General features: G+C 47.0%; 14 protein-coding genes and 1 pseudogene. 11 read left to right on the top strand and 4 right to left on the bottom strand.

Annotated features, from left to right (window positions below; genetic code table 11):
- Positions 1–246: 246 nt before the first annotated feature.
- The 4 genes from ACINLD_RS14570 to ACINLD_RS14585 all read left to right on the top strand — a co-directional run bounded on the left by ACINLD_RS14570 (position 247) and on the right by ACINLD_RS14585 (position 2,956).
- Positions 247–876 (top strand): DUF2306 domain-containing protein, encoded by a 630-nt coding sequence (locus ACINLD_RS14570; protein WP_077735664.1) that lies wholly within the window; start codon positions 247–249, stop codon positions 874–876.
- 249 nt (positions 877–1,125) lie between these two features.
- A complete protein-coding gene (locus tag ACINLD_RS14575; protein WP_026586019.1) occupies positions 1,126–1,488 on the top strand; it encodes a putative zinc-binding protein in 363 nt (120 codons plus the stop codon).
- Positions 1,489–1,611: 123 nt separating this feature from the next.
- Positions 1,612–2,211 carry a TetR family transcriptional regulator gene (locus ACINLD_RS14580; protein WP_077735663.1) on the top strand — a complete coding sequence of 200 codons (600 nt, stop codon included), beginning with the start codon at positions 1,612–1,614 and terminating at the stop codon, positions 2,209–2,211.
- Positions 2,212–2,215: 4 nt separating this feature from the next.
- On the top strand, positions 2,216–2,956 hold the full coding sequence (locus ACINLD_RS14585) for an SDR family oxidoreductase (RefSeq protein ID WP_026586021.1): 741 nt from the start codon (positions 2,216–2,218) through the stop codon (positions 2,954–2,956).
- Here ACINLD_RS14585 and ACINLD_RS14590 read toward each other — a convergent pair.
- Together ACINLD_RS14590 and ACINLD_RS14595 are read right to left on the bottom strand one after the other, a co-directional pair.
- Positions 2,949–3,764 carry an alpha/beta fold hydrolase gene (locus ACINLD_RS14590; protein WP_026586022.1) on the bottom strand — a complete coding sequence of 272 codons (816 nt, stop codon included), beginning with the start codon at positions 3,762–3,764 and terminating at the stop codon, positions 2,949–2,951. The genes ACINLD_RS14585 and ACINLD_RS14590 overlap by 8 nt on opposite strands.
- A 122-nt stretch (positions 3,765–3,886) precedes the next feature.
- Positions 3,887–4,159: a CD3324 family protein gene (locus tag ACINLD_RS14595; RefSeq protein ID WP_142246051.1), complete on the bottom strand. Its 273-nt coding sequence runs from the start codon at positions 4,157–4,159 to the stop codon at positions 3,887–3,889.
- 291 nt (positions 4,160–4,450) lie between these two features.
- On the opposite strand from ACINLD_RS14595, the pseudogene ACINLD_RS14600 reads away from it, so the two are divergent.
- Together ACINLD_RS14600 and ACINLD_RS14605 are read left to right on the top strand one after the other, a co-directional pair.
- Positions 4,451–4,681: pseudogene (locus tag ACINLD_RS14600) on the top strand (RNA polymerase sigma factor); the annotation flags it as partial.
- Between the two features lie 295 nt (positions 4,682–4,976).
- Positions 4,977–6,857, top strand: coding sequence for an acyltransferase family protein (locus ACINLD_RS14605; RefSeq protein ID WP_077735620.1), 1,881 nt, complete (start codon positions 4,977–4,979; stop codon positions 6,855–6,857).
- Positions 6,858–6,894: 37 nt separating this feature from the next.
- Here the strand turns inward: ACINLD_RS14605 and ACINLD_RS14610 are convergent, their stop codons facing one another.
- Positions 6,895–7,866, bottom strand: coding sequence for a sugar-binding transcriptional regulator (locus ACINLD_RS14610; RefSeq protein ID WP_077735619.1), 972 nt, complete (start codon positions 7,864–7,866; stop codon positions 6,895–6,897).
- A 282-nt stretch (positions 7,867–8,148) separates the two neighbouring features.
- On the opposite strand from ACINLD_RS14610, the gene trpB reads away from it, so the two are divergent.
- The 5 genes from trpB (at position 8,149) to ACINLD_RS14635 (ending at position 14,701) form a co-directional block, all read left to right on the top strand.
- Positions 8,149–9,339, top strand: coding sequence for a tryptophan synthase subunit beta (gene trpB / locus ACINLD_RS14615; RefSeq protein ID WP_026586027.1), 1,191 nt, complete (start codon positions 8,149–8,151; stop codon positions 9,337–9,339).
- On the top strand, positions 9,336–10,145 hold the full coding sequence (gene trpA, locus ACINLD_RS14620) for a tryptophan synthase subunit alpha (protein ID WP_026586028.1): 810 nt from the start codon (positions 9,336–9,338) through the stop codon (positions 10,143–10,145). The genes trpB and trpA overlap by 4 nt, the downstream gene beginning before the upstream one ends.
- A gap of 117 nt (positions 10,146–10,262) precedes the next feature.
- Complete coding sequence (locus ACINLD_RS14625; protein WP_026586029.1) at positions 10,263–11,615, top strand: radical SAM protein; 1,353 nt, start codon at positions 10,263–10,265, stop codon at positions 11,613–11,615.
- A 58-nt stretch (positions 11,616–11,673) separates the two neighbouring features.
- Positions 11,674–13,260 (top strand): tryptophan halogenase family protein, encoded by a 1,587-nt coding sequence (locus ACINLD_RS14630; protein WP_077735618.1) that lies wholly within the window; start codon positions 11,674–11,676, stop codon positions 13,258–13,260.
- A 214-nt stretch (positions 13,261–13,474) separates the two neighbouring features.
- On the top strand, positions 13,475–14,701 hold the full coding sequence (locus ACINLD_RS14635; RefSeq protein ID WP_077735617.1) for a Bcr/CflA family efflux MFS transporter: 1,227 nt from the start codon (positions 13,475–13,477) through the stop codon (positions 14,699–14,701).
- A gap of 196 nt (positions 14,702–14,897) precedes the next feature.
- On the opposite strand, the gene ACINLD_RS14640 is transcribed toward ACINLD_RS14635, so the two are convergent.
- Complete coding sequence (locus ACINLD_RS14640; protein WP_256860239.1) at positions 14,898–15,953, bottom strand: response regulator; 1,056 nt, start codon at positions 15,951–15,953, stop codon at positions 14,898–14,900.
- Positions 15,954–16,052 lie beyond the last annotated feature (99 nt).

Consider the following 16,052-nt stretch of genomic DNA (forward strand, 5'->3'; position numbering starts at 1 on the left):
TCGAAGCGAATAGTAAAAAGAATATACTTGATGTTTTTAATGGGGAAGATTTTATCATGGCGAACCTGGTGTTGGCTGTCTGTCGTCTTCAAAATCAACATTCAGTTAACTGCTGGAAACGATTTTTAAACGCGGCATAATTGGTGTATGCTAAAAAGAGACTACCTTGATTGAAAAAATAGCATGATATTTTAGGAGGAACAAAAGCTGAACAGAAAGACATTCCAACGCTCGGTGTTCGCAGTCATGTTGACGCTGATCGCGATCTATGTTCTGTATACCTTGTTTGAAAATTTGCTTCATGATCGGCATTCGACAGCCTTTTTAAGCCAGAAAACTCATCTGCGCGCTTCTTTTCAGCTCCCGGTCTGGCTGAAGGTGATGTATGTCCACGTGGTTGCCGCCTGTCTGGCCATGCTGGCGGGAGCTGTTAACTTTTCTGTGAGAAGCCGCAAGCTCCACCGCTTGAACGGCTATGTCTATGTCGTTTGCGTGCTGATTGTGACGCTGACGTCAGGCTATATGGCGCCGCACTCCACGGGAGGAAGAATCGTGAGCATCGCCTTTAATCTGGTGAACATGTATTGGCCGGCGGCTACGGTGATTTCCGTATGGCAAGCGCGGCGAAAGCGGTTTGACAAGCATCAAAAGTGGATGATCCGCAGTTATTTATTCTGTTTTACCAATCTGTTTATTCATGTCATCACCTTTGTGGGCCGCAGCGGATTCGGCTTGGCATACGATCTCAGCTATACGATCGGCGTTTATGGGGCGATTGCCCTGAACGTGGCCGCGGCTGAGTGTATTATTCGGTTTACACGGAGAAAAACGACTGGTATTTTTGAAATGAAAGGTGGTTTTTCTAAGACCGATTAATACCAATAATCAATGCCAAACCCCACCCAAAAACAACAGCCGTTTGATGGAAGTATACTGACGAACTGGATATGTATCTTGCTAGAGCAAACCTTTTTAGATGATGGTTTGCTCTTTTTTCGCTATATCCCTCGCTTCGGATAGCCCCCAATGTCAAAAAGTGATCTAACTCACAGTCTTAAAAATACACATCATGTAAAGTGAGTTAATAGTTTTGCTGCGAAAAGACAAAAAGGGGAGAATGAACAAATGAAACGAAAAGATTTACCGCTTGTGTATTCATGCTCTGGATGTTCTTCGGCCGCGCAAACGGCCAACATGATCGCCATCAAAATGGATCGCGAAAAAATAGCTGAAATGTCCTGTATTGCCGGGGTTGGCGGTGATGTCAAGCCGCTTGTCAAAACGGCAAAATCCGGACGGGATATCATTGCCATCGACGGCTGTCCTTTGTGCTGCTGCAAAAGCTGTTTAGCCAAGCATGACGTTCAGCCAAAACATCATTTTGTACTTTCTGATTTTGATGTGCCAAAGAAAAAAGGTGTGGATCCCGACCCTGTTCTTTATATGAATGCTTACGAACGCATTTTAAAGCTTACACATCCTAAGTAAAGGATTTGAAACGGCTATCTTGATAGTCGTTTTTCATTTTATGACAAATGACAAAATAAATTATTTGTCATTTGTTACTTTTCTTGCTATGATCATCCTAAAGGAGGTGGAACACGCAGCATCATGAAGAATGTTTCAGAAGCATTGACGAAAAAACAAATCCTTGAAGCAACAGAAGAAACGTTAAGGCGGTACGGTGCAGCGAAAACATCGATCACGGATGTGGCCAAAGCATTGAACGTCAGTCACGGTACGATTTACCGCCATTTTAAAAGCAAAAAAGAGATTTTCGAGGAAGCTACCCAAATGTGGCTGGATGAAAAGATTTTCAAGCCGCTTACCGGTGTTTATCACGATTCTTCCCGCGAAGGTCCGGCGCATGTCAAGGCTTATATAAAGAAATTGTTTGAGCTCAAACGGTATTATGCCATGAAGGATGAAGAATTGTTTGCGATGTATGCCAAAGTCACCAATGAATCTCCAGAGCTTGTCGATGAAAGCATTTCCAATATCGTCGAGCAATTGAGCGGGCTCATCGACCGCTGTTCTGATTGTGCAAATGATCCTGTTGAAGTGGCAAAAGGCATTTTTTACGCGACGGAACGTTTCCACCATCCGGCGCATGCGAATGAATGGAAAAGAGATACGATTGAACAGGAATTTGATATTGTTTGGGGTCTTTTGGAAAAAGGGTATTTGAAACATGGAGAGGGCGGAGGTTAAAAACATGCACGATTTAAAAGGTAAGACAGCGATCGTAACGGGAGCTTCCCGCGGAATCGGGCGCGCGATCGCAACGCAGCTTGGAGACCTTGGAGCCAAAGTGGCCGTCAATTACTCAAGCAGCCGGCAAAAGGCGGAAGAAGTCGTCAATGAGATCCAGCAGGCAGGAGGGGAAGCTGCGGCTATTCAAGCCGACCTCAGCACAGTTGCCGGTGTGGAATCTTTATTTGCTAAAACAAAAGAGGCGTTCGGGAAAATCGATATCCTGATCAATAATGCCGGCATGAGTATTTACAAACCGATTCAAGATGTCACGGAAGAAGACTTTGATCAGCAATTCAACCTGAATGTAAAAGGCACATATTTTGCATGCAAGCAGGCCATGAAAGATATGGAGGCGAATGGGAGGATCATTAACTTCTCCACATCTGTCATCGGGCAAATGTTTCCGACATACAGCGTATATGCCGGAACAAAAGGGGCTGTAGAGCAGTTCACCCGCCAGCTTGCAAAGGAATTCGCCGCAAAGCAGATCACAATTAACGCGGTCGCACCGGGACCGGTCGACACTGAACTTTTTACGGCGGGAAAATCGGAACAGCAGATCGAAGGGCTGAAAAAGTCGACGGCTCTCGGCCGCATCGGTGAACCGGAGGACATCGCGAATGTCATCGAATTTTTGGTCAGCGAACAATCGCAGTGGATCACCGGCCAGACGATTCGCGTGAATGGCGGATTTATTTAATATAGGAAAAAATCTCAACCAGCTTCTCAGCGAATGCCTTCGGATATACGGAGGCGCCGACATGATTTCCGGGAAAATCAACAACTTTCGTTCCCAGTTTATCTGCTAAAGCCTCCGCATACCGGTATGGGAGAAAGCCTTTGGATTCAATGCCGCCGGCAGGCACAACGACCGCCGATGAAGCTTTCAGCCTGCTTGTGTCCGGTTTGTATTCTCTCAGAGCGGGCACTTCGGATAAGATAAAATAGTCGATGTTGGCCATCAGCCGCTCCATCCGCTCTTTCGGCTGTCGGGGCTGGGCGGATGCGGTGATGCCCATCGCTTCTGCGAATTCTCCTAATGCGGATAAGCCGTTTTGTCGATAATCGCGTTCAAGCTTCGCCAGGCTCTCTATGCCAAATGTGCGGTCTTCATCTGACAGCAGTTCCGGTATCGGGGGTTCGTGCGCTGCCAGTACGCGGATTTGTTCAGGGTGACGGATCGCCAGGTCAAGGCCGATGACCGCGCCTGAGCTACAGCCGAACACATAGGCGGGTTCATCGGTCAGGCCGGCCAACAGGCGGTGCGCGTCATCGCTGTGTGCGGAAATCCGGTAGTTTTCGTTTATATCCTCAAGTTTGCTGCGCGAGTGTCCCCTGCGGTCATAGGTGACGACAGTGTAATGCTCGGCAAGCAGATCTGCCATCGGGTATGAATCAGCATCCCCGTTTCCTCCGTGAATCATCAGCAGCAACGGTCCGGCTCCGCGCACTTCATAGTAAAGGCTCGTTCCTGAAACTTGGATCATGCTGCTCTTTATTGAAGTCATAACAATCATCTCCTCTCTTTTAGATTAAAGCAGCCGCAGAAGATAAGAAATGCAGAAATCGCTTAAGAAACAAACTTGCCATATCGAAAAGCACTGATCCTGTATGACCAGTGCTCTGTTTTTTATGTTGTGTAAACAATTTTTTTGATCGTTTCAATGGAGAGGTGATATTCCCCGGCAAGCCGTTCGACCGAATCGCCGTTTTTGAAAGCTTTTTTAATTGAAGCGTTGCGTTCATCAATCAGCTTTCTAGCCCCGGACCGCACACCCCATTTTTGCCGGGCGGAATCAGGCTTTGGAATATAGATGGTCTCCCCTTGAACATACTTTTGAATTTCTGATATCAGCTTTTCGGGTAAAACAGCGTCTGCTTTGACATAACCCATGTTTGCCAGCTCCTTATTCTTTTGATGGGATAAGGGGCAAAGCCGTATATCAGAAGGTTAAGGCGATTGAAGGTGTCCACCCCATGCAAAGTATCGCCATTCCGATAACAGGCTTTGCATGAGACGCTGCGCTATCCGGCATTCTGATGACTGCCATTTTCTTCACCTCCCTAAAACGGATTATAGAATAAATCAAGCCATCTTGCAGTTTATCTTTCTTTAAAAAAGCCCGACTTCCGCAAACTGTCTATCCTATTGTAAACATCTCTATATCTCGGATTTCCATAAAAGGAGCTCTATATTGCAACAGCCAAAGCGGCGCTTGTCGCTTGCAACACAGACAAGACGGCTGGCCTACAGTTATGTGAAAAACCAAGACGACGCGCTCGATATTGTCCAGGAATCCGTCAAAAAAGCGCTCGCTTCCGTGGGATCTGTCCGCAACCCGGATACGATCAAAAGCTGGTTTTATAACGCACGGCTATCGATTTTTTGCGGAAACAGAAACTGAAGGTTGTGGATGATCAAACCGGGGTACATGGGGACCGTAGCGTTTGAAAACCGACTGGGGTCATTGCGGATTTTCCGGCCGGGATCCGCTATATTCATTAGACAAATTCCTTGAAATCATGGATTTTGCTTTTTTTCTTCCTTTTTTATAAATTTGTAACTGCAGATTCGTCTGGAAACTTTTATACTAAAGAGAGTGCATTCTAAAAGAATTGATATTTTTTGAAACAAAAAGCGGTCCCGATTACGTCTATTGATTTGGCGGTCGCCGTACCGTATACAGCAAGATAACCGTACATATCATTGGAGGAATACCATGCAAGATCAGACACACCATCAACGCTATATACCGGGGTTGGACGGGCTCCGGGCTTTTGCCGTTTTGGCGGTCATTGCCTACCACCTCGACTTTCATTGGGCAAACGGGGGTTTTATTGGGGTTGACATCTTTTTTGTGTTGTCCGGCTACCTCATTACATCCATCATATTGCCTGCCTATGGAAATGACATTGCCCTGAATTTTCGCGAATTTTGGCTGCGCCGGGTCAGACGGCTGCTTCCTGCGGCAACGCTCATGATTATCATCACCGTCATCTGGACCGTCCTGTTTAACAGAGAGCTGATTCATACCGTGCGGGGAGATGCGGTCTCCTCTCTTTTATATGCCAGCAACTGGTGGTTTATTTTTCACAATCAATCTTATTTTGATAGTTTCGGAGCGCCGTCACCTTTAAAAAACCTGTGGTCACTGGCGATTGAAGAGCAGTTTTATATCGTTTGGCCCATCCTTTTACTTTTGGGAATGTACATATGGAAAAAGCGGGACCGGCTGGCGGCCGCGGTTGTCGTGCTTGCGTTTTGTTCAGCTATTCTGATGACCGTTCTGTATGTTCCCGGCGCAGATCCCAGCCGCGTCTACTACGGAACGGACACACGCTCATTTGAACTTTTGGCCGGCTGTGCTTTAGCTCTTGTGTGGCCAATGAAAAGACTTTCTTCAAACCGATTGCCGAAAAAATTGAAGCAAGCATTGCACGGAACGGAACTCACCGCTTTTCTTTTTTTAATCCTCTGCATTTATTTGGTTGATGAATACGAACCCTTTCTCTATCAGGGCGGAATGCTTTTGATCAGCATTTGTGCAGCCATTTTTATTGGCTGTGTGAGTCATCCGAGCAGCTTTATCGGCCATTTGCTGTCGTGGAAACCTTTGCGCTGGATTGGAACAAGGTCTTACGGCATTTACCTATGGCATTATCCCGTGATCGTCTTGAGCACACCCGTACATGAAATTGGAAATCCGGTGTATTGGCATGCTGCAGTCAAAGTCGTCGTTACTTTGATCATCGCCGAGGCTTCGTATCGCTTCATTGAGAAGCCGATCAGAGAGAACGGGTTTCGCCGATTTTTCCGCCGCGTTTTTCTGAACAGGATGCTGGAATGGAAAACATCGTCCGTTTTCAATAAACTGTCGGTGGGACTCATGGCAGCAGCCCTACTTGTCTTTATGGGCGGATTGTCCGGACTGGCGGACGAAAAGAAAAAGCGGGAATGGCCTTATGCCGAGTCTCATGTGAAAACAAGTGCTGCAGTTGAACAGTCTTCTGAACAAGAACAGGATCAACAAGAGGAAAAGGCGAAAACAGATGAAACGAAAGATGATGAGCAGTCGAAATCAAGCGGAGAAAATCAAGAACAGAAAGAAGAGCAAACAACGGATCAGACACCGGCTCATTCTGTAAAAGATGTCTTGGCAATCGGCGATTCCGTCATGCTTGACATCGCTTCAAATCTAAAGAAGCGCATGACCGGGATCACGATCGACGGAAAGGTCGGCCGCCAGGTGTCGCAAGCGCTTCAATTGACCTCAGCGTATGCATCATATAATCAGCCGGATAAAGCTGTGATCATTGAGCTCGGCACAAATGGATATTTTACGGACAGCCAAATGGACGAATTGCTTGACGCCTTTTCAAACGCAAATGTTTTTCTCGTCAATACCCGTGTACCCCGCCAATGGGAAAGCAAGGTGAACGAATCATTGCGCAGCCAGGCGAAAAAACGGAAAAACGTGACCTTGATCGATTGGCACAGCGAAGCTCTTCAACATCCCGAATACTTCACCTCTGACGGCGTTCACCTTGTGCCTGAAGGAGCCGAAGCTTTAACAAACCTCATCGTTCGAGCGGTGAAATAAAAAAAGAGGCCTGCCTGACAGCGCCTCTTTTTCATGTTTAAGAATGTGAACCAGAGTGATGCAGCGATAATACTTCCTTTGCGGTAGCCATATCCGTTACGAGAAAATCGATCCATCCCCCGCGCAGTGCCGCCCCGATCGCCGCCGCTTTTTTTTGGCCGCTTGCGACGGCCACTACATTTTGGGTGTTTTTTAATTCATGGACCGATAAACCGATCATTCTGGATGCCTCTTCACACTTGATCACGTTTCCGTTTCGATCTAAAAATGATGTGCACACAACCGCTTCAGCGCCTTTGTCCCTTAAGCGATGAAGGTCCTCCTTGCTGAAATATCCCGAAGTGACAATCGTATCTTCTTCTGATACGGTTCCGATCCCCACCACAGAAACTGCGGCTTGACGGGCAAGTTCAATGACGTCAGCGATTTCCCGTTCAGCCGTGATGATATCCCTCGCCTGTTTGGAGACGACAACGGCGGGTGCGTTGATCAAAAAGTATTTTGATTTTAATTTTTCACCGAATAATCTTGTATTTGAGTTGGCATGCCATGTCGCCCCTTCGGCGCCCCAGCCGCCGACAAGGGGAACAAATCGCAGATTTTTCCGCGAAAAAAAAGGCAGTTCCTGGGCGAGCAGATTGACGCTCTTTCCAGCCATAATCCCAATAATGTCGTGATGTTTGATGATGGATTCCAGCAATACAGCACCGGCTCTAGCAAGGTGCAGGTCGATCATCTGCTGTTCGGCGTCCGGCATATTGATGACGACCGCGTTTTTTATACCGAAAGTTTCCTTCAGCCGTCGTTCGTATTGCTGTTCGTCGCCATAAGGATTTTTAATTGTAATTTGGACGATTCCTTCCGATTTGGCCGCGCTCAGCATCCTGCTGACCTGTGAACGGGAAACAGAAAGCTGCTCGGCGATTTCCTGCTGGCTCAATCCATCAAGATAGTAAAATGTGCTGATTTTGACAAGTTGACGAATTTTTTCTTCATTGATGTCCGGCATTTTGAACCTCTCTTTCCCTTGAACAAATGTTCACCCTTGAAATTATGTTCGATGAGGAGATATAATAAACGTGCAAGAAAATTTTTCTAGTTGAGCAGAGTAGAGTGGAATTGAGCAGAGCAGAGTAAATAATCAAGCAATACCGAAAGGCGCCGATTGGTCGTGAAACACTTCAGCCGCACCTTCGGGTCGTTCGTTTTTCTGCTCTATTCCTCTACTTCATTGTAGAGGATTTCTTTTTTTTATCAAAGAAATTCTTGCAGAAAGACGGGGGGATATATCATGAAAACTCAAGTTGCAGGGAAGTTTGGAAAGTACGGGGGCAGGTTTGTCCCTGAAACGCTGATGAGCGCCCTGGTGGAGCTGGAAGAGGCTTATTTGCGGTACAGGGAAGACCCTGATTTCGTAAAGGAAGTCAGTCAGCTGCTTAAAGGTTATTCCGGCAGGCCGACCCCGCTTTATTACGCGGAAAGGCTCACCCGGCATTTGGGCGGAGCGAAAATTTATCTGAAACGCGAGGATCTCAATCATACCGGGGCTCATAAGATTAACAACGCGATTGCACAGGCTGTTTTGGCCAAGCGGATGGGAAAGAAAAAAATCATCGCCGAGACCGGAGCCGGACAGCATGGGGTAGCCACCGCCACAGTTGCCGCGCTTTTAGGAATGGAATGCAAGATCTTTATGGGAGAAGAGGATATCCATCGGCAGCAGCTGAATGTCTACCGGATGAAGCTGCTCGGGGCCGAGGTCGTGCCCGTTTATTCAGGTTCCAAAACCTTGAAGGATGCCGGCAATGAGACGCTCCGCTACTGGGTTGCCAATGTGGAAGATTCTTTTTTCCTGTTTGGAACAGCCGCAGGTCCGCATCCGTATCCGATGATGGTAAGGGACTTTCAAAGAATCATCGGTGATGAAACCCGGGAGCAGATTTTGGCGAAAGAAGGGCGTTTGCCCGATTCCATTATTGCGTGCGTAGGCGGAGGCAGCAATGCGATAGGAATTTTCTTCCCGTTCTTAAGCGACTCGCAAGTTCGTTTAATCGGCGCCGAGGCGGGGGGGAAAGGACTGGATACGAATGAGCACGCCGCCACTTTGTCCAAGGGCTCGCCAGGCGTTTTTCAAGGATCGATGAGCTATCTTCTGCAAAGCGCTTCCGGCCAAGTGCAGCCGGCGCATTCGATTTCAGCCGGGTTGGATTATCCGGCGGTCGGACCTGAGCACGCTTATTTGAAGGATTCAGGCAGAGTGGAATATAAGGCTGTCACAGACAAAGAAGCGATTGATGCGCTTCATTTACTGAGCCGTATTGAGGGAATTATACCGGCCTTGGAAAGCGCTCATGCCTTGGCGCAATGTATGAAGCTGTCGCCAAAGCTTTCCCAAGACCATCTGATGGTCGTCAATATCTCCGGAAGAGGGGATAAAGACATGGATACGATCATGAAACATTCCGGAGGTGAGGTTCATTGAATCCGATCGATCAGACCTTTGCAAGATTAAAACGGGAAGGCAAGCCGGCCTTTATTCCGTATGTGACAGTCGGCGACCCTGATATTCGCACGTCCCTTGATATTTTGAAAGAACTGCAAACCGCCGGTGCCAGCGTCATTGAATTAGGCGTGCCTTTTTCAGACCCTTTGGCTGACGGCCCGGTTATTCAAAGAGCAACCTTGCGAGCTTTAAAAAACGATATCAGCATATCGGATGTCATCAGCCTTGCGAAACTGGCCAGGCAAGAACAAATCCATACGCCGCTCGTGTTGTTTACTTATTTTAATCCGCTTTTGCAGCTTGGGATTGAAAAGGCGTTTTCGATGATGGAGGACTCGGGCATAAACGGAATCATCATTCCGGATCTTCCGGTAGAGGAGGTTGAGGAAATACGTTGTATTTGCACAGAGAAGAACATCCATTACATTCCCTTGGTGGCTCCTACTTCCGAGGGGCGGATTGAATCAATCGTCAATCAGGCTTCCGGATTCGTTTACTGTGTTTCTTCTTTGGGAGTTACCGGTGAACGGCAAAACTTTCACAATGATATCGAAGGGTTTTTAGCCGCCGTCAAAAAGGCGACTGCTTTGCCTTTAGTCGTGGGCTTCGGCGTTTCCAATGCCGAGCAGTTCAAAAAGCTTTCATCTCATTGTGACGGGGTCGTGGTGGGCAGTGCGATCGTTCATACGATTGAGAAAAACCTTGCTTTGCTGCAGCATTCAAACACCTACTCCGACGGATTACATCGTATAAGGGGGTTTGTAGATGAATTAATTCCTCTGTGACAAAAAGCGGGCTAATTGTGAAATGCGTTTAGGTGATCTATCAAATAAGAGTTTAACATCCACTTCTTAGTTTTAGACTTTGCGACAAAGCTCTTAAAATCATGGGGAGTGAGAACAATGTTAGATATAAAGAAATCCTTTCAAGAGAGAAATATCGATTATTTTACGGATGACTATTACAAGTATGTTTCCATATTGCGTGATTACAAGGGGCATGTGCGCAGAAAGGAATCTTACTACGCCGACAATTTTAGGGAGAAAGGAACGGCTTTATTTGAATGCTTAGGGATTGAAATCGTTCATCAGCTGCACTGTCAATTGAAATGTGAATACTGTTATATCGCTTTGGATACGAAAAGCGAGTCGATTAAACCGGTCCCGGTTGAAGACATTATGAGCATCATTGATCAAGCGGCAGAAATTGATGAAGCCACAGGGAAAACGCTTTTTGGCCAAATTGGATTCATCGGCGGAGAACCGACTTTGCACCGCCATTTGCCAAGTCTCTTGGAATATACCTTAAGCAAAGGATTGACACCGATACTGATCACCAACGCAGTCAAGCTGGCAAAAATCGATTATGCAAGAAAGGTGTGTCTCCCCGGAACGGTTATTGTCACCCACCTGCCTTATCTTGATGAAGAAGGGGATAAGGAACATGATAAAATCACCAGATTTCCGGGCTACACGAAAACATTGGAGACAGCGATCCAAAATATGTTGACGATCAGAAAAGAGCTGAATGCCGTCGGTCAGGATTTTGAATTTGTCGGCGACTTTGTGTTAAGCAAGCAAACACTTCCGTATGCGTTTGAAGTGCACAAATTTTGCAGAAAGAATGGGATTAACCCATTTTTCGAACGGATGAGGATTTCCGATGATCAAAGAAATCACCATCTTGCTCCCGGCCGTGACGAAATAAAAGAACTGCTGAATCAAATCTTTGAGTATGATAAGACCCATTATCCGCATCTGATCTTTAAATCGGACGATGTTCAGGAAGAGGACGTCTTGCTGAAAAGAATCGAATATTTGATTACCCCTGCTTCCGCCAACGCCTGTTCCATGACACAGACGGGAATTCATGTAAAATATAACCAAAATGGCTTTGGTGAAGCGCTGTCTTGCGTCGGCCAGTCGATTCCGCATGGAAACATGCAAAAGAACAGTTTGCAGGAAATCGTCAATCAGAAAATCCAATCGCGCATCTTTAGTGAGCAAGAAACATATATAGCGGGGCCTTGTTCCGTTTGTGAATTATATCACTTAATCGGCTGTGAGGGAGGATGCCGCGGCAATGCCAACAGTACGTTTCATTGCGGGCGGGCGTCTGATCCGGAGTGTTTGTTCATTAAAGAAGAATACAGAATGAATAAAGCGGTCATGGCTCCTGAACATTGCGACGGTTGTCCGGTCAGCGAGTGGGCCCCTTGCAGCAGCTATGTTCAAAGCGAAAGTGTACTGAAATGAGGTTCAACAGAGATGTCGTGAATTCACTATGTGTTAAAAATGATTGGAGGCGTTAATAATGGGAGAAGCGATTCGGGATGTCGTGATTCTAGGCGGGGGATCTGCAGGTTGGATGACCGCCTCTTATCTGTCAAAAGCGTTCGGGAGTCAAATGAATATTACACTGATCGAGGCCGAAACGATTCCAAAGATCGGCGTCGGAGAGGCGACGATCCCCAATCTTCAGCGGGTGTTTTTCGACTTTTTGGGGATACCAGAAGAGGAATGGATGCGGGAATGCAATGCCTCTTTCAAGGCGGGGATCAAGTTTGTCAATTGGCGCAAACCGCCTGAAGAGGACAAAGATGATTATTTTTACCACCTCTTTGGACAAGTGCAAAACTGTGACAATGTCCCGCTTACTCATTACTGGCTCCGCCGCCGGTTTGAGGAAAACGACAAAGAGCCGATGGCGTATGCGTGCTACCACCAGGCGCCGCTGCTTGACGAAAAATTGTCGCCCCGGATGATGGACGGCACTCAAGTGATGAGTCATGCCTGGCATTTTGATGCGCATCTGGTGGCGGATTACCTTCGCAAGCTCGCGACTGGCTGGGGAGTCCGTCATATCCTGGATGAACTCGTTGACGTTGAGCTGGCGCCTGACGGCAGTATTTCCGCGCTGAAAACGCGCAAGGGCGGCCGGTATGAGGCGGATTTGTTTGTGGATTGCTCCGGCTTTCGCGGTCTGCTGATCAATCAAGCGCTGGGTGAGCCGTTTATCGAAATGAGCGACCAGCTTTTCTGCGACAGTGCGGTGGCCGCTTCAGTCCCTCACGATGATGAGCAGTATGGAATCGAGCCTTATACATCAGCGATTGCCATGAAGCATGGCTGGACATGGAAAATACCGATGCTCGGCCGCTTTGGATCGGGCTACGTTTACTCAAGCAAGTTCGTCTCTCAGGATGAGGCGACCGAAGAGTTTATCAAGCTTTGGGATTTAGATCCGAACAAAGTGCAGCTCAATCAAATCCGCTTTCGAACCGGGCGGAACCGCCGGGCCTGGGTGAAAAACTGCGTTTCAATCGGTTTGTCTTCATGCTTTCTGGAGCCGTTGGAATCTACCGGTCTGTACTTTATCTATTCGGGCATATATCAGCTCGTCAAGCATTTTCCGGATAAGTCCTTTAACCCTGCATTGATTGATCATTTCAATGAAGAGATTGACGGAATGTTTGACGATTGCCGGGATTTTATCCAAACGCATTATTTCACAACCACCCGTGACGATACCGAATTTTGGCGCGCCAACAAAAGCGATCTGAAGCTGTCAGATGAGCTGAAGCAAAAACTCAAGACCTATCAATCCGGGCTTGTTGTCTGTCCGCCGCTGACCACCAATGAATCCTCCTACTACAGCAATTTCGAGAATGAGTTTCGCAATTTCTGGACAAACAGCAACTATTACTGTATGTTCACCGGCATGGGCTGGCTCCCGGATCAATCTTTGCCAAAGCTCAATTATCGTTCGGAAGCGATTCAGGAATCAGAGGAAATGTTCGCCGCCCTGAAACAAAGAACGGCAGAGCTTAAAACGAAACTTCCTTCAACTTACGAATATTTAAAAATGCTGCACGGAGCAGGCGAAAGGGTCGGTCAATAACAGGAAAATCGCGATCAAGGTCTGTTTAAACATCACCCGGGCAAAAAGACGGCGTGGACATTTCTTTCACGCCGTTTCATGATTGTCAAAGAAAATGTCATGCTTCACACCTGCTTTCACCTTGCAAAAAATATGGTACAATATACAAATGTTTTGTTGACTCAGTCAATGAAAAAAAGATTTTGCTAGGTTGAAAGAAAGGTTTTGATATGACATGCTTCATAATCCAACTGGGAAAGAACGCTTGGCCTTGGCTTTTCTCCTTGGGATGCTTGCGATACTCGGCCCGCTTAACATAGATATGTATTTGCCGAGCTTTCCGGAAATCGCTGACGATTTGTCTAGCGGCGCTTCACTTGTGCAGCTCAGTTTGACGGCTTGCTTGATCGGGTTGACCATCGGCCAGCTCATTATCGGGCCGGTCAGTGATGCTCAGGGAAGACGGAAACCCTTGTTGATTTCGATTTTCTTGTTTGCGTTGTCTTCACTGTTTTGTGCGCTTTCACCGAATATTGCGGTATTGATACTGGCCCGTTTTTTGCAGGGATTTACGGCTTCCGCCGGGATTGTCCTTTCGCGCGCCATCGTCCGCGACGTCTTTACAGGACGGGAGCTTTCGAAATTCTTTTCGCTTTTGATGGTCATTACCGCAGTCGCGCCTATGGCTGCGCCGATGACAGGGGGCGCGATTTTGCTGCTGCCGTTCGCGACATGGCACACGATATTCTACACGCTGTCAATCATCGGATTTTTTCTCGTTCTGATTATTGCCCTGAGGCTGAAAGAAACATTGCCGCCGGAGAAGCGGATTCCAAGCTCGATCGGTTCGTCTGTGAGGACGATGGGCAGTCTGATGAAAGATCGCTCTTTTATCGGCTATGCGCTGACTGTCGGGTTCATTCACGGCGGAAGCTTTGCTTACGTATCGGGAACACCTTTTGTCTATCAGGATATTTACGGTGTGTCACCGCAAGTTTTCAGTGTGCTGTTCGGCATTAATGGTCTGGCCATAATTACGGGAAGCTTCATTATCGGCCGTTTCGGAGGAATCGTTCATGAGAAGAAACTGCTGCGGATCGCAGTCATGACGGCATTAATCGCCACAGCCGTCCTGCTGGTGATGACGATCATCAAAGGGCCGCTTGTGACACTGGTAGTTTCCATCTTTATTTATATGATCACAATAGGAATGGTTTTGACCAGCACCTTTACGCTGGCGATGGAAAACCAGGGGCACCGGGCGGGCAGTGCGAGCGCCATGCTGGGCATGCTTCCATTGCTGCTCGGCTCAATCGTGTCACCGCTTGTCGGAATGAATGAGACGACCGCCGTCCCGATGGGCGCGATCATGTTTATCACCGCGGTCATCGGTTCTTTTGCTTTCTTTGTTTTGACAAAGGAAAAGCGCGGACAAAGCTGGCTTGGAGTGAATGAAGGTTAATAGAATGGAAAGAAGGACGGAATCGACTGATTCCGTCCTTTGTCTGTTTAAAGCGATGCGCGGAGAATCGCATGGATGTCATCTTTGTTCACTGGATGATAAGAGCTGACATTTTTCAATTGAGAACAGTTTTCTACTAAAATATATAAAATGTAAGGAAAAACCGTTTTTCTTAAAAATCATTCCGTAGGGCTGTTTAAATCGATTTTACTATTTTACGATGTTCTGCTGCCGTTTCATTGATATGAATGGTCATCGAAACGACGGTTCCTGCATCCGGAGCGCTTTGAATCTCAAGCTCGCTTCCGCAAAAGTGCTTCAGTCTCTGATTGATGTTTTTCAGGCCGACGCTTTGGCTTGAATTCGAATCAAAAAGACCATTCAGCTTTTCCGGAGACATGCCGATTCCGTTGTCTTCCACTTTGATCAAATACCGGGTGTCGCTTTCTTTTTTGGCCGTCACCTTCATCCAGCCTCCGCCCCTTTTTTTGCTGATGCCGTGATGGACGGCATTTTCCACCAGCGGCTGAACCATGAGAGGCGGGAGATTGAAATCAATGTCTTGATCAATATCGAAGATGACTTCGAGCCGATCACCATAGCGCGTTTTTTCGATAGAAAGATAGGAGCTGACAATCGACAGTTCATTCCGGAATGAACTGATGGCAGATGTATTTTGAAAATCAAAACTCTTTCTTAAATAGTTTGTAAATTCAGCCGTTACCTCACGCGCTTTTTCAATATTGATGTGAGTAAGGGAAATGATTGTGTTTAATACATTATAAAGAAAGTGCGGATTGATCTGCGACTGGAGAAACGCCATCTCCATATTTGTCGCTTGATTGGCTGTATGTTTCATCATGATCAGGTTTTTGATGCGCGCCGTAAACTCAGAGTAATTGTAAGGCTTTTGCAAAATGTCATTCGCGCCTGAATGAAAGGCCTTGAATTTGTCATAATCAATGATCGCCGCCGTTATGATGAGGACGGGGAGATCAACCAGGCTGAACCGTTCACGGATTTTCATGCAGACGTCGAAGCCGGTCATATCAGGCATCATCAGATCCAAAATCACGAGATCAAGCTTGGAGCGGGAAACGACTTCCAATGCCTCTTTTCCGCTTTTCGCAGCTATCACATTATAGGGGACACCTTCAAGCATATCGGCTAAAATTTTTAAGCTCTCGATGTTATCATCGACAATCAGAACCGTTGCGGCGTCAACTTTCTTGGAATAGTAAGGCGTATTCATTGCAACATCTGAAGTCGCTCTGACGGATGGTAATTCAGACGGCTCAGACTTATTGACGGGCAAATCGCCATCCTTTGCAACAGGCAGTGTGAAATGGAA

This window comes from Bacillus sp. z60-11 (assembly GCF_046464135.1).
In the GTDB taxonomy this organism is placed as follows: Bacteria; Bacillota; Bacilli; order Bacillales; family Bacillaceae; genus Bacillus; species Bacillus sonorensis_A.

What these genes read in the sequence shown, in the direction of transcription:
- trpB (WP_026586027.1), top strand. Translation starts at nt 8,149, where the DNA reads ATGAAAACTCAAGTTGCAGGGAAGTTTGGAAAGTACGGGGGCAGGTTT.
- ACINLD_RS14580 (WP_077735663.1), top strand. Translation starts at nt 1,612, where the DNA reads ATGAAGAATGTTTCAGAAGCATTGACGAAAAAACAAATCCTTGAAGCA.
- ACINLD_RS14640 (WP_256860239.1), bottom strand. Translation starts at nt 15,953, where the DNA reads ATGAATACGCCTTACTATTCCAAGAAAGTTGACGCCGCAACGGTTCTG.
- ACINLD_RS14575 (WP_026586019.1), top strand. Translation starts at nt 1,126, where the DNA reads ATGAAACGAAAAGATTTACCGCTTGTGTATTCATGCTCTGGATGTTCT.
- ACINLD_RS14635 (WP_077735617.1), top strand. Translation starts at nt 13,475, where the DNA reads ATGCTTCATAATCCAACTGGGAAAGAACGCTTGGCCTTGGCTTTTCTC.
- ACINLD_RS14585 (WP_026586021.1), top strand. Translation starts at nt 2,216, where the DNA reads ATGCACGATTTAAAAGGTAAGACAGCGATCGTAACGGGAGCTTCCCGC.
- ACINLD_RS14625 (WP_026586029.1), top strand. Translation starts at nt 10,263, where the DNA reads ATGTTAGATATAAAGAAATCCTTTCAAGAGAGAAATATCGATTATTTT.
- ACINLD_RS14630 (WP_077735618.1), top strand. Translation starts at nt 11,674, where the DNA reads ATGGGAGAAGCGATTCGGGATGTCGTGATTCTAGGCGGGGGATCTGCA.
- ACINLD_RS14590 (WP_026586022.1), bottom strand. Translation starts at nt 3,764, where the DNA reads ATGACTTCAATAAAGAGCAGCATGATCCAAGTTTCAGGAACGAGCCTT.
- ACINLD_RS14570 (WP_077735664.1), top strand. Translation starts at nt 247, where the DNA reads ATGTTGACGCTGATCGCGATCTATGTTCTGTATACCTTGTTTGAAAAT.
- ACINLD_RS14610 (WP_077735619.1), bottom strand. Translation starts at nt 7,866, where the DNA reads ATGCCGGACATCAATGAAGAAAAAATTCGTCAACTTGTCAAAATCAGC.
- ACINLD_RS14605 (WP_077735620.1), top strand. Translation starts at nt 4,977, where the DNA reads ATGCAAGATCAGACACACCATCAACGCTATATACCGGGGTTGGACGGG.